General features: G+C 63.0%; 21 protein-coding genes and 1 tRNA gene. 11 read left to right on the plus strand and 11 right to left on the minus strand.

Annotation, left to right across the window (positions count from 1 at the left end; genetic code table 11):
- Nucleotides 1-400: 400 nt before the first annotated feature.
- From AB7245_RS27545 to AB7245_RS27560, 4 genes are all read left to right on the plus strand, one after another.
- A complete protein-coding gene (locus AB7245_RS27545) occupies nucleotides 401-541 on the plus strand; it encodes a hypothetical protein (RefSeq protein WP_439035093.1) in 141 nt (46 codons plus the stop codon).
- 975 nt (nucleotides 542-1516) lie between these two features.
- Nucleotides 1517-1963, plus strand: coding sequence for a hypothetical protein (locus AB7245_RS27550; RefSeq protein WP_439035094.1), 447 nt, complete (start codon nucleotides 1517-1519; stop codon nucleotides 1961-1963).
- Between the two features lie 38 nt (nucleotides 1964-2001).
- A complete protein-coding gene (locus AB7245_RS27555; RefSeq protein ID WP_439035095.1) occupies nucleotides 2002-2607 on the plus strand; it encodes an ATP-dependent DNA ligase in 606 nt (201 codons plus the stop codon).
- Between the two features lie 115 nt (nucleotides 2608-2722).
- Nucleotides 2723-3397, plus strand: coding sequence for a hypothetical protein (locus AB7245_RS27560; RefSeq protein ID WP_439035096.1), 675 nt, complete (start codon nucleotides 2723-2725; stop codon nucleotides 3395-3397).
- A 26-nt stretch (nucleotides 3398-3423) separates the two neighbouring features.
- Here the strand turns inward: AB7245_RS27560 and AB7245_RS27565 are convergent, their stop codons facing one another.
- The 3 genes from AB7245_RS27565 to AB7245_RS27575 form a co-directional block, all read right to left on the minus strand.
- On the minus strand, nucleotides 3424-3927 hold the full coding sequence (locus AB7245_RS27565) for a hypothetical protein (RefSeq protein WP_439035097.1): 504 nt from the start codon (nucleotides 3925-3927) through the stop codon (nucleotides 3424-3426).
- 89 nt (nucleotides 3928-4016) lie between these two features.
- On the minus strand, nucleotides 4017-4337 hold the full coding sequence (locus AB7245_RS27570; RefSeq protein WP_439035098.1) for a hypothetical protein: 321 nt from the start codon (nucleotides 4335-4337) through the stop codon (nucleotides 4017-4019).
- A complete protein-coding gene (locus tag AB7245_RS27575; RefSeq protein ID WP_439035099.1) occupies nucleotides 4310-4501 on the minus strand; it encodes a hypothetical protein in 192 nt (63 codons plus the stop codon). Before AB7245_RS27575 ends, AB7245_RS27570 begins: the two co-directional genes overlap by 28 nt.
- 240 nt (nucleotides 4502-4741) lie before the next feature.
- Here AB7245_RS27575 and AB7245_RS27580 point away from each other — a divergent pair, with 240 nt between their 5' ends.
- From AB7245_RS27580 to AB7245_RS27590, 3 genes are read left to right on the plus strand one after another with little or no spacing between them, the layout of a single operon-like run.
- Entirely contained in the window at nucleotides 4742-4936 is a 195-nt protein-coding gene (locus AB7245_RS27580; protein WP_439035100.1) for a hypothetical protein, read from the plus strand.
- The gene (locus tag AB7245_RS27585) at nucleotides 4936-5124 is read left to right on the plus strand and encodes a hypothetical protein (RefSeq protein ID WP_439035101.1); all 189 of its coding nucleotides are present in this window, start codon (nucleotides 4936-4938) and stop codon (nucleotides 5122-5124) included. Before AB7245_RS27580 ends, AB7245_RS27585 begins: the two co-directional genes overlap by 1 nt.
- A gap of 2 nt (nucleotides 5125-5126) precedes the next feature.
- Complete coding sequence (locus tag AB7245_RS27590) at nucleotides 5127-6362, plus strand: hypothetical protein (protein WP_439035102.1); 1236 nt, start codon at nucleotides 5127-5129, stop codon at nucleotides 6360-6362.
- A gap of 103 nt (nucleotides 6363-6465) precedes the next feature.
- Here the strand turns inward: AB7245_RS27590 and AB7245_RS27595 are convergent.
- Together AB7245_RS27595 and AB7245_RS27600 are read right to left on the minus strand one after the other, a co-directional pair.
- A tRNA-Gly gene (locus AB7245_RS27595) sits at nucleotides 6466-6539 on the minus strand.
- A 331-nt stretch (nucleotides 6540-6870) separates the two neighbouring features.
- Entirely contained in the window at nucleotides 6871-9285 is a 2415-nt protein-coding gene (locus AB7245_RS27600; RefSeq protein ID WP_354133639.1) for an ATP-binding protein, read from the minus strand.
- A 319-nt stretch (nucleotides 9286-9604) separates the two neighbouring features.
- Between AB7245_RS27600 and AB7245_RS27605 the strand changes: the two genes are divergently transcribed.
- A complete protein-coding gene (locus AB7245_RS27605; RefSeq protein ID WP_085405385.1) occupies nucleotides 9605-10318 on the plus strand; it encodes a substrate-binding periplasmic protein in 714 nt (237 codons plus the stop codon).
- A 10-nt stretch (nucleotides 10319-10328) separates the two neighbouring features.
- Here AB7245_RS27605 and AB7245_RS27610 read toward each other — a convergent pair whose 3' ends face one another.
- Both AB7245_RS27610 and AB7245_RS27615 read right to left on the minus strand, forming a co-directional pair.
- Nucleotides 10329-10532: a hypothetical protein gene (locus AB7245_RS27610; RefSeq protein ID WP_085405384.1), complete on the minus strand. Its 204-nt coding sequence runs from the start codon at nucleotides 10530-10532 to the stop codon at nucleotides 10329-10331.
- A gap of 26 nt (nucleotides 10533-10558) precedes the next feature.
- A complete protein-coding gene (locus AB7245_RS27615; RefSeq protein ID WP_028149875.1) occupies nucleotides 10559-10738 on the minus strand; it encodes a hypothetical protein in 180 nt (59 codons plus the stop codon).
- Between the two features lie 196 nt (nucleotides 10739-10934).
- Here AB7245_RS27615 and AB7245_RS27620 point away from each other — a divergent pair, with 196 nt between their 5' ends.
- Nucleotides 10935-11315 carry a YciI family protein gene (locus AB7245_RS27620; protein ID WP_071917383.1) on the plus strand — a complete coding sequence of 127 codons (381 nt, stop codon included), beginning with the start codon at nucleotides 10935-10937 and terminating at the stop codon, nucleotides 11313-11315.
- Nucleotides 11316-11324: 9 nt separating this feature from the next.
- Here AB7245_RS27620 and AB7245_RS27625 read toward each other — a convergent pair whose 3' ends face one another.
- The gene (locus AB7245_RS27625) at nucleotides 11325-11915 is read right to left on the minus strand and encodes a TMEM175 family protein (protein ID WP_085405383.1); all 591 of its coding nucleotides are present in this window, start codon (nucleotides 11913-11915) and stop codon (nucleotides 11325-11327) included.
- 129 nt (nucleotides 11916-12044) lie between these two features.
- Between AB7245_RS27625 and AB7245_RS27630 the strand changes: the two genes are divergently transcribed.
- Nucleotides 12045-14102 carry an ATP-dependent helicase gene (locus AB7245_RS27630; protein ID WP_439035103.1) on the plus strand — a complete coding sequence of 686 codons (2058 nt, stop codon included), beginning with the start codon at nucleotides 12045-12047 and terminating at the stop codon, nucleotides 14100-14102.
- A gap of 62 nt (nucleotides 14103-14164) precedes the next feature.
- On the opposite strand, the gene AB7245_RS27635 is transcribed toward AB7245_RS27630, so the two are convergent.
- Genes AB7245_RS27635 through AB7245_RS27645 form a run of 3 tightly spaced genes read right to left on the minus strand, consistent with a single transcriptional unit; the run spans nucleotide 14165 to nucleotide 17283 of the window.
- On the minus strand, nucleotides 14165-15412 hold the full coding sequence (locus AB7245_RS27635) for a metal-dependent hydrolase family protein (protein ID WP_071912731.1): 1248 nt from the start codon (nucleotides 15410-15412) through the stop codon (nucleotides 14165-14167).
- Nucleotides 15413-15424: 12 nt separating this feature from the next.
- Nucleotides 15425-15928: a GAF domain-containing protein gene (locus AB7245_RS27640; protein ID WP_071912729.1), complete on the minus strand. Its 504-nt coding sequence runs from the start codon at nucleotides 15926-15928 to the stop codon at nucleotides 15425-15427.
- Entirely contained in the window at nucleotides 15925-17283 is a 1359-nt protein-coding gene (locus tag AB7245_RS27645) for an MFS transporter (protein ID WP_085405381.1), read from the minus strand. Before AB7245_RS27645 ends, AB7245_RS27640 begins: the two co-directional genes overlap by 4 nt.
- A 114-nt stretch (nucleotides 17284-17397) precedes the next feature.
- On the opposite strand from AB7245_RS27645, the gene AB7245_RS27650 reads away from it, so the two are divergent.
- Nucleotides 17398-18321, plus strand: coding sequence for a LysR family transcriptional regulator (locus AB7245_RS27650; RefSeq protein WP_041958437.1), 924 nt, complete (start codon nucleotides 17398-17400; stop codon nucleotides 18319-18321).
- The last annotated feature ends 136 nt before the right edge of the window (nucleotides 18322-18457 follow it).

An 18457-nucleotide genomic window follows, 5' to 3' on the forward strand; every position in this document is an offset into this window, starting at 1 on the left:
GAAACTATACGTTCCCTGCCGGAAAGCAACGGCGGGTACCGCCACCAAAGCGCAAAATCCTTAAGTCTTTGGCCGCAGATGAGGTGCCACCAATCGGAAAGGGCCGGATCGGCCCAATGTGGCTTCGCCCGATCCTTTTCCTCCAGCGCGTTATCGGCTTCGGGTGCACCGGCTCCTATGTCTGGTGACCTTGGGTGCTGGTCGACACGGTGCGCTGGCCTTCTTTCAATCGGGACAGCCCCGTTTGAAAGAAGCCGTTAAAGAGCGCGATCACCCCGGCTGCATCCCTAAACAATTGTGATGAGAAATCCGATCGCGCCCAGCGATTGCAGATCGCGCGCGAACATGCTGAGTTCCCGGCCGCCCTATTATCGGGGCGACCTTAAGGGGGGAGCTTACTATGAAGCATTTGGTTTTGGCTGTTTCCGCGCTCGCGTTGCTCACCGTCTCGATCCTGCCCGCGAAGGCGGGTTGCCCGGCCGGAACGCGCTACGACTGTTCGAGCACTTACAACGGCAAGCAGTCCTGCGGCTGCCGCTGATCGATCGCCTCGACACAACAAGAGAGAGCCGCCCTTCAAGGGCGGCTTTTTTGTGCGTGCGGATTTCGCAGCAGCAGCAGCAACGGATGTGACTATACGGGAAAAACGGAAACGATCTAGGTTGATCGCGCTCGCCGATAACAACTGTCAGTGGCCTCAGCGCCGGTACAGCCTGTCGGCGTGGTTCATTTCCGCGAACGCGGAGGACCAACCCGCAAAGCGTACTAAACCTTAAGATGTTGAAAGCGCTATGATGGTCTCGACGTTGACCATGGCGACCTTTACTCCGGGCGATGGGGCGGCCCACAAACTCGCGAAGAGACCTGACCGACCAGTAGACGACTGACATTTACCCCAGGTGAAGTGATGAGGAATGCGCTAATTCCGGTGCTGATATTGGTGGCGGGATTTCTTGCGGATCGTGTCGTGCGCATCGAGAACCAGCGATACGCGTTGTTTGTCGATTTGTGCAAGCTAGACCCGGCTAACCCGGCAAAAAGATGGGACTGTCTTGAGAATGTCCAGACTCGAACGTCCTGGTTCTGGCACCTCTACTACGCGATGACAGAGCATGTGCCGCCGGTGCGGTGGTGAAGCAATGAGCAAGGTCGGTCATCCTGTGACGAGATACCTGCTAACTGTCATTCTGTGCCTGTTCGCGTCAACGAGCATCGCTCAGCAAGCACCGATTGACCAACGTGACTCGCTTGTTAGGCAATATCGAGATTGCGTTGCTCTCGTATCCATTGGCTTGTCGGGCGAAAATCATCTTGTAGCCGAGCGGGCTTTCTCAGCCTGCGCTACAGAAGAAGAGGCTTTGCGAACGTGGTTCACCTTCGTGCAGGTGCCCTCGAACGTGGCGCACGCTTTCATCGTTCGGGAAAAACTACAATTGAAACGAATGATTCTGCGAGACCCGCCGCATTAAATTGAGAAGAAAAAATCGTTTTCCTCATTTGAGGCCTTGATGAAGCTATGACGTGGGCAAGTGGTTTTTTTAGGTTGTGGATTTTGCTGACCCTTCTTTGGTGTGGGGCAACCGTTGCAATTCTGGGCAAAGACGAATTCAAGGGACTTTGGCAGCGCAGGGTTAGTATCGACGTCGAATACAGTGGTGGCATCAAGGACGAGTTAGACGGCTCGCGGCCGCGCGAGGAGCTTCGACGGCAGATCATCGCGGGAGCGAACAGGGGAGCTGAAGCCCTGATTCGAAAAGGGGAAGCCGCCGAAGCCAAAAAGCAATTCGGGCAGCTAGACGAATCTGCCGATCAACTGCTCAAGGTCATCGACGATGAGAGCACCAAGAGAGCCGACCGGCTGCAACGAGCGCTGACCGTTTTACTGGTGCCTCCCGTTGCGCTTCTCATTTTTGGCGTGGCGATAGGCTGGGTGGCCAGTGGCTTTCGCAAGCGGGCTGCGTGACGACTTCCACTTTCGCGTCTAGCAACTAAATAGTCCGTATGTTCAAATCCCCGTTCGAGCCTTGTGTTCCCACACGCGGCGCCAAGGTCCCCACCGGTCCAGACTGGCTTCACGAAATCAAGCATGACGGCTATCGGCTCATCGTCGAGCGCGAGGACAAGCGCGTGCGCCTGTTCACCCGCAACGGTCACGACTGGACCAGCCGCTATCCGCGTATCCTAGAGGCGGCCTTGCGCGTCCGGACCGCGCGCTTCGTGATCGATGGCGAGGCGGTGCTGCTCGGTGCCGATGGCGTCTCCGATTTCAACGCCCTGCATTCGCGCAAGCACGATGATGCCGTGCAGCTCTACGCCTTCGATGTGCTGGTGGCTGACGGCGATGATCTGCGCAAGCTGCCACTGACGCTCCGCAAGACCAACCTTGCCAGGGTGCTGGCGCGCCGCGTTGACGGCATCCACGTTGCGCCGTTCGAACAGGGCGAGGTCGGGCCCGAGCTGTTCAGGCATGCTTGCAAGCTTGGCCTGGAGGGGTTGGTCTCCAAGCATCGCGACAGTTGGTACCGCGCCGGCCGCAGCGAGCAATGGATCAAGGTCAAGAATCGACAGCATCCGGCGTTCAGCCGGGTGATGGAGGCGCTGCGCTGAACCGATTTGCCAAACATTTTGGCTGGGGATAGCCGGCACGGTCCCATATCGCCGGCAACCTTGAGTCGACTAGCATATCACCGGCACTCTTTCGGGCTGGTGGCGGTGATTCTTGGTGGAAAAAGTAAAGAGGCAACAAGCCTTTTGGCGCAGCTATGGACCAGTCGTGATCTGGTGGGAGGATCTGGCAGAGATCGTCAGTGCTCTGAAACAGCACGCCGAGGTCACCTTAAGCACCGAAGATTATCAGTTCAAAAACCTCGACGAATTGAAAGAACACGTCGGAGCGCAAGCGACAATCTTCGTCTTGGATGTCGACACCACCCAGCCATCGGTCTCGATAAAACTCAATCGCTCGGAAGCTCGGCTTTTCATCTCGCCGGGTCCACAAGCGGCGCAGCTGCTGCTCGAACTCGATGCCGTCCTATCGCGGTGTCAAAGGCTGTTGCCTTGGGCATACCGTTTCTGGTTCGTGATGATCCTTCCCACGGTGTCGGTGGTGCTAAATATTTTCTATCTGAACGCTCGGCCCGAATTGGCTGCTCAGATAGCCTCTGGCGCTTTGAATACGCTGTCGCTGTGGGGACCCTGGGCTAGCTACGTGAATTTGCGCCGGGTGAGCGTGATCAAGATGCAGCGTCGCTCCGAACGGCGGGGGTTTTTCGAGCGAAATCGAGATCAATTGATCATGGTGTTGGTCAGCGCAATCGTTGCGTTTTTTGCGGGCGTGGTGGTGAAAGAGCATTTCTATCCGTCCACACCTGCGATCATTGCTCCGAAGTCGCCTTGAGGATGACTTACGCGTAGGACGAATGTTCACAGACGTTTTACAACACATTGAAGGATGTTGGTCGTGAGCCCCTTTAGCCCTGTGATCTCATAGGACAGGTTGCCCTTGTCTTCCGAACTCAGTGTCTGCTGTTGCCGCTTACTGTCTGCTTGAATGAAATCATCCAGGCTGCTTTTCAGATCACTCAGCCGCGACAGGACCACGATCAGGTAACTGGCGGCCTCCTTAGTCGAGCTTGCCCCTTCCGCCGCGACAACATTTTGCATCACAACAGCCGCATCGTTGTGGAATTCGCTGGCGGCGTAAAAACGCCGATTGTAGACCGCATTGAAGCGGCCTCGGTTCTGTTGTTCGAGCGCTTTCGCTTTCTCGGTTCGGATGTAGTTCGCTTCATCGGGAGGAACCAATTCGATCCGATCGACGATTCGGTTCAGACTAAGATGAATGCTATTGATGCTCTGGCAGGGGCTTTGAGCAAACGCGGCTGTGGTGAACATCAACACGGTGGTAACGAGCGAAAACTTCAGCACTGTGATTCCCTTATTGAAGCAAGGCATCTCCACTCCCAAGGGCATACTCTGATTCTGCACCATCCAACGGGTCGTCCCCCTCGGAGCTTTCACCGCCGGTACCGGTCCGGCCGGTTGGCGTGGTTCATCTCGGCATAGGCCGCCGTCAGCCTCTCTGGACTCTGCTTGCCCTTGAACGTCTCCCAGGCTTCCTTGAATCGCGCCTTGGCGTTCTCCAGTGTTGGCGCACCGCCGAACGGCGCACCGGGCAAGGTCACGATGCAGGTCCACATCCAGAAGCCGGGCGAGCGCTCGCGGGTGTAGCGGATGCGGCCGATCAGCTGGCCGTCATCGTGCACGGTGTAATCGTTCGGAGCGATCAGGCGGAGCGTGAGTTGGGAGATCACGGCTTGCGGATCTTGCGTTGCCACCGCGCCTCTAGCGCCTCGATGGCCAGCTCAAGCATTCGCGGAATCGGAATGATGTCGTTGGCGTAGCGCGACGATGTCGACTTACTGAAGCCGAACGTCTCACCGGCAGCTTCGTGCGTGAGTTGGTGCTGCTCCAGCCATTTGGCGTATTCCGCTGCTTTCATCCGAACAGATTAACCGATGGGGTTGCACCTTGCAACGCGTTGCGTTATGCAACATTACGAACTCCAAAGCGGTTGGTCTGGGCGGTCGTTACTTACATCCGGTTGTGAGCCGCCACAGATTAGTCTGAAAATAAATAATCGCCCGAACAGCCGCGCGAGGCCCAACACCTTGACGGTGCCCCACCTGAGTGACTGGAATGATGCTGGTGATTTGGTGTTTCTGCGTAAGGATGTTTTCAGATGGAAAAGAATCGACGCTTTACGGTGGAGATCACACCCGCTGTGCATCGCAAGCTCAAGGTCATGTGCGCGATGGCCGACATCCACATGACGGAGACGGTGCGAAGGTTGCTTGAGCGGGAGGTCGAGCAACCATCCATTCTCAAGCCGAAATCGACGAAGCAAAAGCAGAGGTCTGGCGCAGAGGCGATGTGATGAGCCGCGCACCCAGCAGCTTTCGCGAAACCGACGTGAAGCGGATCGTGCGTGCGCTCGAAGCCGCCGGCAAGGAAGTGGCGTCCGTGGAAATGGAAGACGGGCGCATCAAATTCAAACTCAAAGACGGCAGCGATGCCGCCGACGATGACACCGAGACCGCCGACGAAATCAGAAAGCTCCTTTGAAAATGAAACCGCCCCGCTCCGCCCTGCCCCTGCCCCGCTACACACAGCGGCATCCGGTCAAAGGAGGTTGGGGCTATTTCTTCAACGCGCCGAGCTGGGCACGCAAGAAGAATTGCCCGGTCACAAGCGAGGCGCTCGGCGCCGATTACGAGGCTGCGGTTCGTCGCGCCGAAGATGTTTTGCTGAAGGCATTCGACAGCTGGCGCACGGGTGGCGCTTCCGATGACGCCGTCTCGCCTGCCATCGCCGCCGGCACCTTCGACTGGATGGCCGCCGAATATCGCGCGGACCGGCGCTATACCAAACTGAGCGGCAAGCAGAAGCGCAATCACGAAGCCGGCTTCAAGCTGGTCAGCGGCCACGTGTTGAAGGATGGCCGCAAGCTGGGACAAGTTCATCTCGCCAAGATCACCACCGCTGTCACCGATACGCTGTACGAAAAGTTGCTGGTCCTTAGGGACGCCAAGGGCAACGTCATCCGCGAGCGCCGCACTTCAGTCAATCACGCGATGAAGTCGTGCCGCCGCGCGTGGAACGTCGTCTCGCGGAAACATCCAGGCAAGTTGCCGCTGGTCAATCCGTTCGCCAGCATGGGTCTGAAATCATCCGACCGCGAGACACCGACTGCAACATTCGAGGAGTTGCAGATCTTCCGCGCGAAGGCCATCGAGATGAAGTTGCCATCGCTGGCGACCGCCGCGCTGGTCGGATGGGAATGGCTCCAGCGCGAGACCGACATCTTCGCGACGTTCGACGTTTCGCACTATAGACCAAAGCAACATCCGGACATGGTCCGCGTGATCGACGAGAAGACCCAGAAGCAAAGCTGGATTCCGTTGATCGACGATGAAGGCACCCTGCTCTATCCGGAGCTGATGGCCGAACTCGACGCCATCAAGCGCGCACGCATCGGCGGCCTGATGCTGGTCAGGGATTGGGGCAACCGCGGCCCGTGGCCGACATGGCCGAAGCCTGACCAGCCGGACTTCACGCACTTGTCGCGCAAGGTGAAGGAAGTGATTCGCGCCGCGGGCCTTCGCGACGAATTGTCTTTCACCTCGTTCCGACATGGCGGCTTCACCGAGGGCGGCGATGCCGAACTGACCGACCGCGAGATGCTCGCATCAGGTCGCCACACCACACCGAAAGTGCTGCCGAAGTACACCAAGAAAACAACCCGGCAAATCGTGAACGCGATCAAGAAGCGTCGCGTGCATCGTGGGACGCAGACACCCTAAGAATGTAGAGCGAAAACGAACAAACGGCGGACATTTGTCATAATGCGCAGCAGCCGGCTTGTCATAATGGAGGAGCAAAAATGCCGCAAGTCATTGAAAACATTGGAGCGGGTGAAGGGAATCGAACCCTCGTATTCAGCTTGGAAGGCTGCTGCTCTACCATTGAGCTACACCCGCATCACTGGCTCCCTAACACGACCGGGCGGCAGTCTCAACTGCTCCGGACCGGTCTTTCCCGTCTTGCGGACAGGCTAGTTCCCGCCCCCGGGCGCCCCTTAACGGCGGCGGGATTTCGTCCTATATTCAGAGTCCCGAAACCAAACGAAAGGAGGTGATCCAGTGTCTTATCTCAAGCGCTGTCACCTCGCTGGGATCGCCCGCTAGGCTTTGACGAAAGGCTTGGCATCGGGGCGCTCTCAGCCCTGGACCAGCGAGCAAGAAATCGGGCGCGACGGGGCCTCCCCGCCGCGCCTTTTTCATGGGTGGGCGCCTGCATGGATGGCTCCGCTCAGGCCGACGGCTCGCCTGCAAGCACCTCGCGGATCTTCTGCGAAAGCTCCGATTTCCGGTACGGCTTCCTGAGCAGCGCCAGGCCGGGATCGAGATGTCCTTCGTGGACGATGGTGTCGTCGGTGTAGCCGGAGGTGTAGAGCACATTCGCTCCCGGCCGGCGGAGCCGGACGGCTTCGGCCAATTCCCGTCCGTTCATGCCGCCGGGCATGATGATGTCCGTGAACAGGAGATCGAATTTGACGCCTTGGTCGACCAGCGCAAGCGCGGCTGCGCCGTCGCTGGCGGCGAGCGTGCGATAGCCGAGGGTGCCGAGCTGGGCGATGACATAGCCCTGCACCAGCGGATCGTCCTCGACCACGAGGATCGTCTCGTGCCCGCGTGCCGACGCGGGCGGCTGAACCGGCGCCGTCCTGGCCGGCGCCTCGCCCTTCGACCGCGGCAGGAACAGCCGCATCACCGTGCCGCGCCCCTCCTCGCTCTCGATGACGACGGTGCCGCCGGTCTGGCGGGCAAAGCCGTAGACCATGCTGAGCCCAAGCCCGGTGCCACGGCCGACGCCCTTGGTGGTGAAGAACGGCTCGAACACGCGCTCGCGGATGTCGGCCGGGATGCCGTGACCGGTGTCGGCCACCGCGATCATCACGAAGGCGCCGCGCATGACATCGCCGTCGCCGGCACCGCTGGTGCCGTCGAGGTCGCGGTTCGCGGTCTCAAGCGTGAGCCGGCCGCCGCCCGGCATCGCGTCACGCGCATTGACGGCGAGATTGACGATCGCGGACGAGAGCTGCGACGGATCTGCCATCGCGGACCAGGCGCCGTCCGCGAGCCGGGTCACGATCTCGATATGCTCGCCGAGGATCGGCTTGAGCAGCTTCGCCGTTTCGACCACGAGTGCGTTGACGTCGATGTCGCGGGGCTCCAGCGGCTGGCGGCGCGCGAAGGTCAGGAGCTGCGAGGTGATCTCGGCGCCGCGCGCCGCCGCATCGTCGATCAGCTGTGCGATCGCGGCGAACTCGGGCTTGTCGGCAAGCCCTTCCTGGATGATCTCGATGGTGCCGGTGATGACCGTGAGCACGTTGTTGAAGTCGTGAGCGACGCCGCCGGTGAGCTGACCGATCGCGTCCATCTTCTGGGATTGGCGCAGCCGCTCCTCGGCCTCGTGCTGCGCCGTGAGGTCGGTGGCCGACCCGCGATAACCCATGAAGCGTCCGTCCGCGGCGAAGATCGGCTGGCCGTTGACGTTGAAATGATGCATGCGGCCGGCCACGTCGCGCCCGCGATATTCGAACTTCCTGAACGGCTCGTGGCGGTCCAGCGTCGCCACGTGCGCGCGCCATTTCTCAGGCTCGGCGTCGCGGTCGGAGGCGGCATCTGTGCGGTGCTTGCCGACCAGCGCCTTGTTGTCCATGCCGAAGGCGCCGGCCCGGTCGGATACGTAGGTGAAGCGATGATCCGGTCCGGTCTCCCAGAACCAGTCGGACGCGGTCTCGGCATAGTCGCGGAAACGCTCTTCACTGGCACGCGCGTCCTCTTCGGCGCGCCGGCGGATATTCAGGTCGCGCTCGAGATTTGCGTTGGCCTCGCGCAGCTCGCCATAGGCGCGCCCGAGGTTCGCGCACATCGCGTTGAAGGCGTCGATCACCTTGTCCAGCTCGTCGGGATCGCGGGGCGGCCGGCGCTCGAGGTGCAAAGGCGGCGGTGGCCGCGACAGGCTGTATTGGCCGACGAACTCGGCGATGGCGACCAGATGCCGTGTCACCAGCAGATGGAACATGTAGATGATGAACAGCGAGACGACAAAGGTCTTCGCAGCCTGGCTTGCCAGGATGACCAGGGCCCGGTTCAGCAATTGCTGATAGACCTCGGCCAGCGTCGCCTCGACATGGAGCACGCCGATCGGGCGTGACGTCCCCTGGACGCTGTAGCTCAGCGGATAGTCGCGTGTCACGGCTGAGCGGGTGCTCGGCTCGCCGACCGCGACACGGATCGGATTGGGGCGATCGGCGACCTCGCGCACCTCGGCGGCGCGGATGTCGGGCAGCCGCATGATGCCGTCGAGCTGGAGCTTGAGCTGGTTCTGGTCGAGATTCCACAGGCTCTCGCCGAGGCTGCCGGTCGTGCTGCGGCCGATCTCGTCGAGCCGCGTCTCGATGACACCGACCTCGCGGTCGTAGTCGAGATAGAGCTGAAGCGCGGTCAGCATCAGCGTGACGATCGAGGAGAACAGCAGCACGGCGGCCAGCAGGCGCGGCCCGACGCCGCTGCGCGACCAGTTGAAGATCCGCGACAGCAGCGCTCCGATCATCCCTGGCGCAAATGCAGTGCCGATCCCGCTCAAATCCTGCTTCGCGGCCGCCGGGGGACCGGCGCGACTGCTGCGCTTGGAGTCCTCGTCGCCTGCGTTGCCCATGCACCACGTCCCCGGAATGGCGGCACCCTGCTCCGGACGGCGGGGCGCAGCCGCGAGCAATTCGACAGTTGAAATTCTCTCATCACGCGACCTGCGTGGCGATCCTGCCGGCCCATGGGCGGCTTGGCGGGGTCTTGTCTTGCGCCCAGCAGCAGGATTCTCGCGCAAACTATCACTTCGCGTACTAGAATGACATTGGCTAAAGTCCGCAGTCGCCTGCAAGACAAGCGAGCGGTGCGGCCGCCACACGGGTGCCACCCCAGGTGGATCGCGGCCATCCGAATCCAATGGTAGCTATGCAGGGCAAAGGAGACGCGTCATGTGGCGGATCATCGTCGCCTGCCTGTCATTGCTCGCCGCAGGTCCGTCGCACGCGCAGGAGCTGATCCGGCTGGCGCGGATCGCCGACATCCCGGATCAATATGTCGGCGGCGAGATGCTGCGGGCCGTCTACGCCAAGCTGAATATCAAGCTGGCGTTCGAGGACGTCCCCGGCAAGCGCGCGCTGGCGCTGTCGAGCGCCGGCGAGGTCGATGGCGAGATCCAGCGGATCGGAACGCTCTCCAGCGACTACCCGACGCTGATTCAGGTGACGCCGGCGATCAACTACATCGAGCCGACGGTCTTCGCGACGAAACTTCGTTTCGACGTGGCCGGCTGGAATTCGATCAGGGAGTACAGCATCGGAATCGTCCGCGGCGTCGGCTCCTCAGAGGCCGGGACACGCGGCATGGCCCGCGTCACCGCGACCACCAGCCTCGAGAACATGATCAGGATGCTCGACGCCGACCGTTTCGAGCTGATGGTCACCGACCTCTTCAGCGGGCTCGTGGCGGTGAGGAAACTCAATCTGCAGGCCAGGATTGTCCCGCTCTCGCCACCGCTGGAGCGCATCCACATCTACCATTATTTGCACGAACGCCATCGCGATCTGGTGCCGAAGGTCGGCAAGGTGATCGCGCAGATGGAAGCGAGCGGCGAGCTGGCAACGCTGCGCGAGGCGCTGGTCAAACAGGTCCTGAGTACGCCGTGACGGCGCCGGGTCAGCTCGCGCGAAGCCGCTCACGCAGGGCAACGGCGGCAATCGGCACGCCGACGCACCAGGCCATGACCGCCCGATAAGGCTCGGCGCCGAGCACCACGGTGATGATGCTCGTCAGCAGGCACGGCGCGATTGCCTTTCGCGTCCGGCTCATCAGCGCAAGCAGGAACGGCATCGCCGCGATCGATATTTGCAGGACGTCCATGTCGAAAGACGGTGTCGCCGAAGGCTTCAGAAGCCGCACACATTGAGCGCGCGCGGGCGTTTTCCGCGGCGGCTTTCGACGATCCGCTCGCCGCCGTTCTCGGCCGAGCTCCCGTAATAGCGGTGATGGCCGGACTGGTCGTGCAAATCCGCGGCTTCCGATTTTCCCGCCCGACGCGCGTCGCAGATGATCTTTATGGTCGACATGGCCGCCTCCGAAGTGTTCTTGGTGGCAATCAGTCGCCTCGGCTTTGGGCGGCGTTCACCTCCGAGGGCGGCAATCGGGTTTCAGGACGGTTTCGTCGCAACTTGCGCGACGCAATATGTTAGTCTCCGGGATTGTCGGTATCGACCGCGCTCATACATGCTTCGGACTGCGAGCTCAAAAACAAACGAGGTGACGATGCTTTACGCCATCCTGGCCTACCATGTGGAAGACGAGATCTTGTCCTGGGCGCCGGAGCAGGACGCCGCGGTCGTGGCCAAAGTGATCGAGGTTCAGGCGCCCTTGAGGGCAAGCGGACACCTTGGGCCGGCCGCCCGTCTGGATGACACCCGAAAGGCGCACACCTTGCGCGGCCCCGGCGCGGGCATGGTGCTGGACGGCCCGTTTGCCGAGACCAAGGAGCAGCTTCTCGGCTTCCATCTCGTCGACTACGATACCGATGAGGAAGCGATCGCGGCGGCGCGAAAGCTGCGCGAGGTCAACCCGTCGGCGGTCTACGAAATCCGCCCGGTCAAGCTTTACGTGCCGGCCGACGGGTTCGGCGCGACAAAAGGGTGAGCCGCCGCCTCACGCGCCTGGCCCGGTCGGCGCGGCATAGAAGCGCTGGATCAACAGCCCGCCAAAGGCGATGAACCACAGGAAGGGCGCGACGTGCGGCGCGAAGGCCGCAACGATCGTGCCCGGAATGAACACCAGCAGCGGAAACATCGAGGCCATGGTCTCGTGGCGCCAGCCGCCCAAAATCGTCCACCACAGCCAGGCATTGAGGCCGGCGATCGCGGTCAGATGCAGGCCGTAGAGCACGGCCACCGCGCTGCTCATGCTGTAATTGATGTAGAGGCCGTTGGTCACCGGCAGCAGCACGATCGACAGCAGGAAGAACAGGTTGAGGATCACCATGCCGCGGCTGCCCACGGGCTGGCGCGCGAGCCGGCGGTGGTGGCTGATCCAGAACACGCCGGCGATGATGAAGCTGAGCGCGAGACCGGCGAGCTTGCCGGAGTAGACATGGGCGAGATCGCTCCAGCTCGGGGCACTGGTGAACACCGCGGCCTTGGGCAGGTCGTAGGCGAGTAGCGTCATGGCGACACCAAAGATGGTGTTGCTGAGCGACTCCAGCCGCCGCATCTCGAACTGGTCGGGCTTGAGCTCGGTCATGCCGGGTTGCGCGCTTCTCGGGCTGGAACTTCGGGCCGTCTTGTCCCTAGGTCTTAACATTGGTTCCGTCCAGCCGCATTGCGATTCGCGCCGGGATCGCCGACTCTCACCCTTTCACCGGGGCGATTCGTGGCGACATATCTGGACACGCTCAATGCGGAGCAGCGCCGCGCCGTGGAGCATGGCGTCGCTGACGGCGCGACCGTGGGCGCGCCCCTGCTCGTCATCGCCGGCGCGGGCTCCGGCAAGACCAATACGCTCGCCCATCGCGTCGCGCACCTGATCGTCGCGGGCGCCGATCCACGACGCATCCTCCTGATGACGTTCTCCCGCCGCGCCGCGGCCGAGATGGCCGCCCGGGTCGAACGCATCGCACGAAAGGTGCTGGGCGAGAACAACGCCGCGATCATGCGCGACGCCCTCACCTGGGCCGGCACGTTCCACGGCATCGGCGCGCGCCTCCTGCGCGAATATGCCGAGCGGATCGGCGTCGATCCAGCCTTCACCATCCACGACCGCGAGGATTCCGCCGACCTGATGAATCTGGTCCGGCACGAGCGCGGCCTGTCGAAGACCGAGAGCCGCTTTCCCGCCAAGGGCACGTGCCTGTCGATCTACTCGCGCTGCGTCAATGCCGAGATGGAGATCGAAAAAGTGCTCGGCCAGCACTATCCCTGGTGCGCGGGCTGGGCCGCCGAGCTGAAGGGCCTGTTCGCGGCCTATGTCGAGGCCAAGCAGGCCCAGCACGTGCTCGATTACGACGACCTCCTGCTCTACTGGTCGCAGATGATGGGCGATACGCTGATCGCCGAAGAGATCGGCGGCCGCTTCGATCACGTGCTGGTCGACGAATATCAGGACACCAACCGCCTGCAATCCTCGATCCTGCTGGCGCTGAAGCCGGATGGACGCGGGCTAACCGTGGTCGGCGACGACGCGCAGTCGATCTATTCGTTCCGCGCCGCCACTGTCCGCAACATCCTGGATTTTCCGCAAAGCTTCTCCCCCCGCGCCGAGATGATCACGCTCGACCGTAACTATCGCTCGACCCAACCCGTGCTGGCGGCGGCTAACGGCGTCATCGGGCTTGCGCGCGAACGCTTCACCAAGAACCTGTGGACCGACCGCACCTCGTCGCAGAAGCCGCAGCTCGTCACCGTCCACGACGAGGCCGACCAGGCCCGCTACATCGTCGAGGAGGTGCTGGCCAACCGCGAGCAAGGCGCGCTGCTCAAGCACCAGGCGGTGCTGTTCCGGACGTCCTCGCATTCCGGTCCGCTGGAGATCGAGCTGACCCGCCGCAACATCCCCTTCGTCAAGTTCGGCGGACTGAAATTTCTCGATGCTGCGCACGTCAAGGACGTGCTGGCGCTGCTGCGCTTTGCCGAAAATCCGCGCGACCGCGTCGCCGGTTTCCGCATCCTGCACCTGTTGCCCGGCGTCGGCCCCGCCACCGCGCAGCGCGTGCTCGACCAGATGGCGGAGAGCATCGACCCGCTTGCCGCGCTCGGCCAGCTTGCGGTGCCGCCACGCACCGGCGCCGAGTGGACCGACTTCGTCCGCACGGTCGGAAATCTGCGTTACTCGGAATGGCCCGCCGATCTCGAGCGCGTACGGCTCTGGTATGAGCCGCATCTCGATCGCATCCACGAGGATTCCGAGACGCGCCGCGCCGATCTCATGCAGCTCGAGCAGATCGCGAGCGGCTATGCCTCGCGCGAAAAATTCCTAACCGAGCTCACGCTCGACCCGCCGGATGCGACCAGCGACAAATCAGGTCCTCCGCTTCGCGACGAGGACTATCTGATCCTCTCCACCATCCACTCCGCCAAGGGCCAGGAATGGAAGTCGGTGTTCGTGCTCAACGTCGTCGACGGCTGCATGCCGTCGGATCTCGGCGCCGGCACCTCGGCCGAGCTCGAGGAGGAGCGCCGCCTGCTCTATGTCGCGATGACGCGCGCCAAGGACGATCTCCACCTCGTCGTGCCGCAGCGCTTCTTCGTGCACGGACAGGCCGCCAAGGGCGACCGCCACGTCTACGCCTCGCGCACCCGCTTCATCCCGGAATCCCTCGTCTATCTGTTCGAGCGCACCGCCTGGCCGAAGGCGGCTTCGGCTGCGGCCCGCGCGGCGGCGCAGGGCCCGAAGATCGATATCGGGGCGCGGATGCGGGGGATGTGGCGGTAGCGCAGGCTTGTTTAGACGTGTTTTCCTAACGCGAACCGGTATCCTCTTCGCTCGAAAACGCTTTAGGCGTTCAGCCGGTCGAACTGGACCTTGCCTGCCTTCATCACCATCGGGATGTGCTCGCCCTGGCCGAGCAGGCAGGCCACATCGCGCAGCGGGTTGCCGTCGACCACGAGCAGGTCCGCAATAGCGTCGGGCGCGATCCGACCGAGCTTGCCCTCCATGCCGAGCACTTCGGCGCCGATCAAAGTCGCGCTGGCGATGACGGAGCGCGCTCCCAGAATTTCGGCGCGAATGCGGAATTCGTCGCTCTGGAGGCGTTGAGAAGCTCCAAGCAGATCACTGCCAAATCCCATCTTTACCCCGGCGTCGCGATAGATCGCGAGCGAACGCAGACCGGCGTCGCGGACATCGGCGATCTTGGCCACGCTCTCCGGCGGCAGGCCGTATTGGGCGCCCTCGTTGGCCAGCGCCTCGTAGGTGACGAGGGTCGGCACCACATAGGCACCCTTTTCGGCCATCAGGCGCGCGGTCGGAGCATCGACCAGATTGCCATGCTCGATGGTGCGCACGCCGCAGCGAACGGCGCGTTCGATGGCGGCAGCGGTGTAGGCGTGGGCGAGCACGTAGGTCTGGCGCCCGCGCGCCTCCTCGACGATGGCGCGGATCTCGTCCTCGGAGTAGCCGAAGGCGCCGACCGGATCGGTCGGTGAAGCGACGCCGCCGGACGCCATGATCTTGATCTGGTCGGCGCCCATCTGGAGCTCCTCGCGTGCCGCCCTGCGCACGCCATCGACGCCGTCGGCAACGCGCGCCAGCGCCCCGACACGCACGCAGCAGGGACACGGGGCGTCGCTCGCGAGGTAATCCGAGCGCGCCCGCATATCACCGTGGCCGCCGGTCTGGCTGAGCGCACGGCCGGAGACGAACAGCCGCGGCCCGTCGGTCAGGCCGGTCTCGATCGCCTGCTTCAGCGCATGGCCGGCGCCGCCGGCGTCGCGGACGGTGGTAAAGCCACGCCGCAGCATGCCGCGCAGCAGCAGCGTCGAGCGCAGCGTCACCAGCACGTTCGGCATGTGCACCTGCTGCGCCAGGTTGAGCTCAACGGCGATGGCGTGCACATGCAGGTCGATCAGGCCGGGCATCAGCGTCCTGCCCTTGAGATCGATGGTGCGATCGGCGGTGGCCTGGATCGGCCGGTCCGAGACCTCCTTGATCAGGCTGTCTTCGACCAGCACATCATGGCCTGCCAGCAATTCCGCCTGGAGCGGATCGAGTAGCGCGGCGTTCTTGAAGAGGATGCTGGACATCGCGGAATCCTGTCAGAAGTCGGCCGGCGCAAGCAGCGCCGGCAAGGTGAGCTGGGCAAAGGGAAGGCACGCGGCGATATCGTCCTCGCCATACCAGCCCGCCTCGTGAAGCAGATTGAGCGAGCCGAGCGTACGGCCGCGCCAGCGCACGGGCATGTTGAGCACGCTCGCGCAGCCGAGCGAGGCGATCAGCTCGTGGTCGGAGAACACCTTGCGCAGATCGTCCCGCGTTCGGCCGATATAGGCCTCGCCGCGGTCGAGCACGGCCTCGGTCCACGGGCCCGGCGCGAGGCGCTTGCGTCCGCCGGTCGGATACGGACCGGGAAGATTGGAATAGACCCGCGCGGCTTCGCCGCTGTCGCCGTCGTAGGTCAGGATCGTGAACAGCTTGTGCCCGATCGCCGACTTCACGGCTTCGTCGAGTGCCGCGAACAGTGCATCCGGCTGATCCGCCCTGCTCTGCGCCGCCGCGACGGCGCAGAGCCAGGGATCAGCGGTAACTTTCGTCCGCGTCATGCAACTTCACCCGCCGCGATCTCTTCCAGCGAGCGGCCGCGCGTCGGCACGCCCATCAGCACGACGGTGACTGCCCCGAGCAGCAGCACAGTGGTGGTGACCCCGAATACGCCGGCGAAGCCGAAATTCGGATAGAGATAGCCGACCAGGATCGGCGAGACGATCGCGCCGATGCGACCGATTGCGGAGGCGAGCCCGGCCCCCGTGGTCCTGACCGGCGTCGGGAATACTTCGGCGGTATAGGCATAGACGCCCGCATAGGTGCCGTTCATGAACAGGGACAGGAAGATCCCCGCCGCCATGATCTGCTGGTCGCTTTGCGCGAAGGCGAGCCCGAGCGCGCTGGCACCGCCGAGCACCATGTAGGTCGCGATCGTCGCCTGCCGCCCGATGCGCTCGTTGAAATACGCGGCGCTGAAATAACCGGGGATCTGCGCGCAATAGATCGCGATCGAATAGGCGAAGCTCTTGGTAATGCTCATCCCGTTCTGGACCAGCAGGCCGGGGATCCAGACGAAGAAGGAATAATAGCTGAAGGTGATCGCCAGCCACATGATCCAGGTCATGATGGTGATGCGCGCCTGGCGGCCGGCGAGCAGCGCCGCGAAATTGGCGAGCAGCGTTCCGGTAGCTCCGGCCGGCGCCGTCGCTTCGACGACCGGCTGCGGCAGGACATGGCCCGCGCGCGCAAAGCCTGCCTCGATCCCGTCGAGGACGGCTTCGGCTTCCTTCTCCCGTCCCCGGCTTTCGAGCCAGCGCGGCGATTCCGGCAGCGCCCGGCGCCACCACAGCAGCATGACGACCGGCACCGCTGTGATCACCAGCACGATGCGCCAGCCGTTCTCGTAGGCGGGAACGATGAAGTAGCCGAGCAAGGCTGCGGCGACGAAGCCGAAGGAGAAGAAGCCGGCGAGTGCGCCGGTAAAGCTGCCGCGATAACGCCGCGCGACGAACTCCGCGAGATAGGGCGCGATGATCGCGCTCTCCGCGCCGGTCCCCATGCCGGCGACAACGCGGGCAGCAAAGAAGGACGGCCAGGTATCGACCATCGCGCTCACGATCGATGCCGCGCAGTAAAGCGCCAGCGCCGACATCATCACCGCGCGGCGCCCGATCAGGTCACCGAGCGTACCGGCGAACAACGCGCCGAACAGGAAGCCGATATAGGTGCTGCTGCCGAGCACGCCGATCTGCACGCTCGACAGGTTCCAGGCAGTGCGCAGCACAGGCAGGATGAACGCCAGAACGGCTGCGTCCATCGCGTCGAATGCGTAGCCGAGCCCGCCCATCAACAGCAGATGCGTGTGGAAACGCGCGAATGGAAGGCGCTCGATGCGCGCCGAGATCATCGACATGAAAGTCCCCTCAGTCTTGGCGGCCCGGCGCTCCGCGTGTCCCTTGGGGAACCATAGACAAAGTGACATTATCGTCATAATTTATAATCATGATCTAATATATCACCATGGTGAATGTTTGTGTCGTTCCGCGCGCTCGACCTCAACCTCCTGAAAGTCTTCGAGGCGCTGATGACCGAAGGCAGCGTCACGCGCGCGGCGAGCGCGCTGACGATGACGCAGCCCGCGGTCAGCAACGCACTCGCACGCCTGCGCGACGCGCTCGGCGATCCCCTGTTCGTCCGATCAGGCACCGGGATTCGTCCGACCCAGCGCGCCGTGGTGCTGTGGGAACCGATCGGCGAGGCGCTGGAAAGCGTCCGTGGCGCGCTCGACGAGCAGGTGTTCGATCCCGCCCGCGCGCAGACCGAGTTCAGCCTGTCGATGTCGGACTACGTCGCCTCGCTAGTGATGCCGAACCTCCTCGGTCATCTCGGCAAGGTCGCGCCCAAGGCGCGCATCCACACCGTGCCCAACACCATTTTGGAGATCGCCGACCAGCTCGAGGACAACAGGGTCGATTGCGTGCTGAGCGTCTATGTCAATGAGGCGCAACAGCCGGCCGCCATTCGCTCGCGCTCGCTGTGGACCGTCGACTACGCCTGCTTCATGCGGCGCGGCCATCCGCTCGCGGCGATGAAGCGGCTGAGCACGCGCAGCTTCCTCAACGCGGGACACGTGGATGTGAGCCTCGCCGGCAAGACCTTGCCGTCCTACGATCTTTTCCTCGCCTCGCGCGGGCTGTCGCGCAATCTGGTCGCGACCGTCAATCATTACAGCGCCGCCTACGAGGTCGTGCGTCAGTCCGACCTGATCGCCGTGCTGCCGAGCGATCTGCGCTCGCAATCCCGGCACGCGCCGTTCCTGCACGCCATGCCGCTGCCACTCAAGGCACCGCCGCGCATCGTCAGCCTGTTCTGGCACCAGCGCAACGACACCGTACCGGCGCAGCGCTGGCTGCGCGAGACCCTGGTGGAGATGTTCGCCAGGTCCGATTGATCCCGCCGGCGCGGTGAAAAACTGGAAACCATGCCTTTCCCGGAGCAGCATTGTCGAAGCGGCCTCCACGCCCTAGCTGCACAGTAAACAATTTCCCACATGCGGGCGCCGCTCGCGCCCCCCTCAGAGACCTGAT

The sequence above is a fragment of the Bradyrhizobium sp. 604_D8_N2_3 genome (assembly GCF_051810765.1).
In the GTDB taxonomy this organism is placed as follows: domain Bacteria; phylum Pseudomonadota; class Alphaproteobacteria; order Rhizobiales; family Xanthobacteraceae; genus Bradyrhizobium; species Bradyrhizobium barranii.

Excerpts from the sequence above, each read along its gene's own strand:
- AB7245_RS27555 (WP_439035095.1), top strand. The coding sequence starts at position 2,002 with ATGTTCAAATCCCCGTTCGAGCCTTGTGTTCCCACACGCGGCGCCAAG.
- AB7245_RS27615 (WP_028149875.1), bottom strand. The coding sequence starts at position 10,738 with ATGTCGACCATAAAGATCATCTGCGACGCGCGTCGGGCGGGAAAATCG.
- AB7245_RS27590 (WP_439035102.1), top strand. The coding sequence starts at position 5,127 with ATGAAACCGCCCCGCTCCGCCCTGCCCCTGCCCCGCTACACACAGCGG.
- AB7245_RS27620 (WP_071917383.1), top strand. The coding sequence starts at position 10,935 with ATGCTTTACGCCATCCTGGCCTACCATGTGGAAGACGAGATCTTGTCC.
- AB7245_RS27580 (WP_439035100.1), top strand. The coding sequence starts at position 4,742 with ATGGAAAAGAATCGACGCTTTACGGTGGAGATCACACCCGCTGTGCAT.
- AB7245_RS27545 (WP_439035093.1), top strand. The coding sequence starts at position 401 with ATGAAGCATTTGGTTTTGGCTGTTTCCGCGCTCGCGTTGCTCACCGTC.
- AB7245_RS27575 (WP_439035099.1), bottom strand. The coding sequence starts at position 4,501 with ATGAAAGCAGCGGAATACGCCAAATGGCTGGAGCAGCACCAACTCACG.
- AB7245_RS27610 (WP_085405384.1), bottom strand. The coding sequence starts at position 10,532 with ATGGACGTCCTGCAAATATCGATCGCGGCGATGCCGTTCCTGCTTGCG.
- AB7245_RS27585 (WP_439035101.1), top strand. The coding sequence starts at position 4,936 with ATGAGCCGCGCACCCAGCAGCTTTCGCGAAACCGACGTGAAGCGGATC.
- AB7245_RS27600 (WP_354133639.1), bottom strand. The coding sequence starts at position 9,285 with ATGGGCAACGCAGGCGACGAGGACTCCAAGCGCAGCAGTCGCGCCGGT.
- AB7245_RS27635 (WP_071912731.1), bottom strand. The coding sequence starts at position 15,412 with ATGTCCAGCATCCTCTTCAAGAACGCCGCGCTACTCGATCCGCTCCAG.
- AB7245_RS27650 (WP_041958437.1), top strand. The coding sequence starts at position 17,398 with ATGTTTGTGTCGTTCCGCGCGCTCGACCTCAACCTCCTGAAAGTCTTC.
- AB7245_RS27640 (WP_071912729.1), bottom strand. The coding sequence starts at position 15,928 with ATGACGCGGACGAAAGTTACCGCTGATCCCTGGCTCTGCGCCGTCGCG.
- AB7245_RS27625 (WP_085405383.1), bottom strand. The coding sequence starts at position 11,915 with ATGACCGAGCTCAAGCCCGACCAGTTCGAGATGCGGCGGCTGGAGTCG.
- AB7245_RS27645 (WP_085405381.1), bottom strand. The coding sequence starts at position 17,283 with ATGTCGATGATCTCGGCGCGCATCGAGCGCCTTCCATTCGCGCGTTTC.
- AB7245_RS27605 (WP_085405385.1), top strand. The coding sequence starts at position 9,605 with ATGTGGCGGATCATCGTCGCCTGCCTGTCATTGCTCGCCGCAGGTCCG.
- AB7245_RS27550 (WP_439035094.1), top strand. The coding sequence starts at position 1,517 with ATGACGTGGGCAAGTGGTTTTTTTAGGTTGTGGATTTTGCTGACCCTT.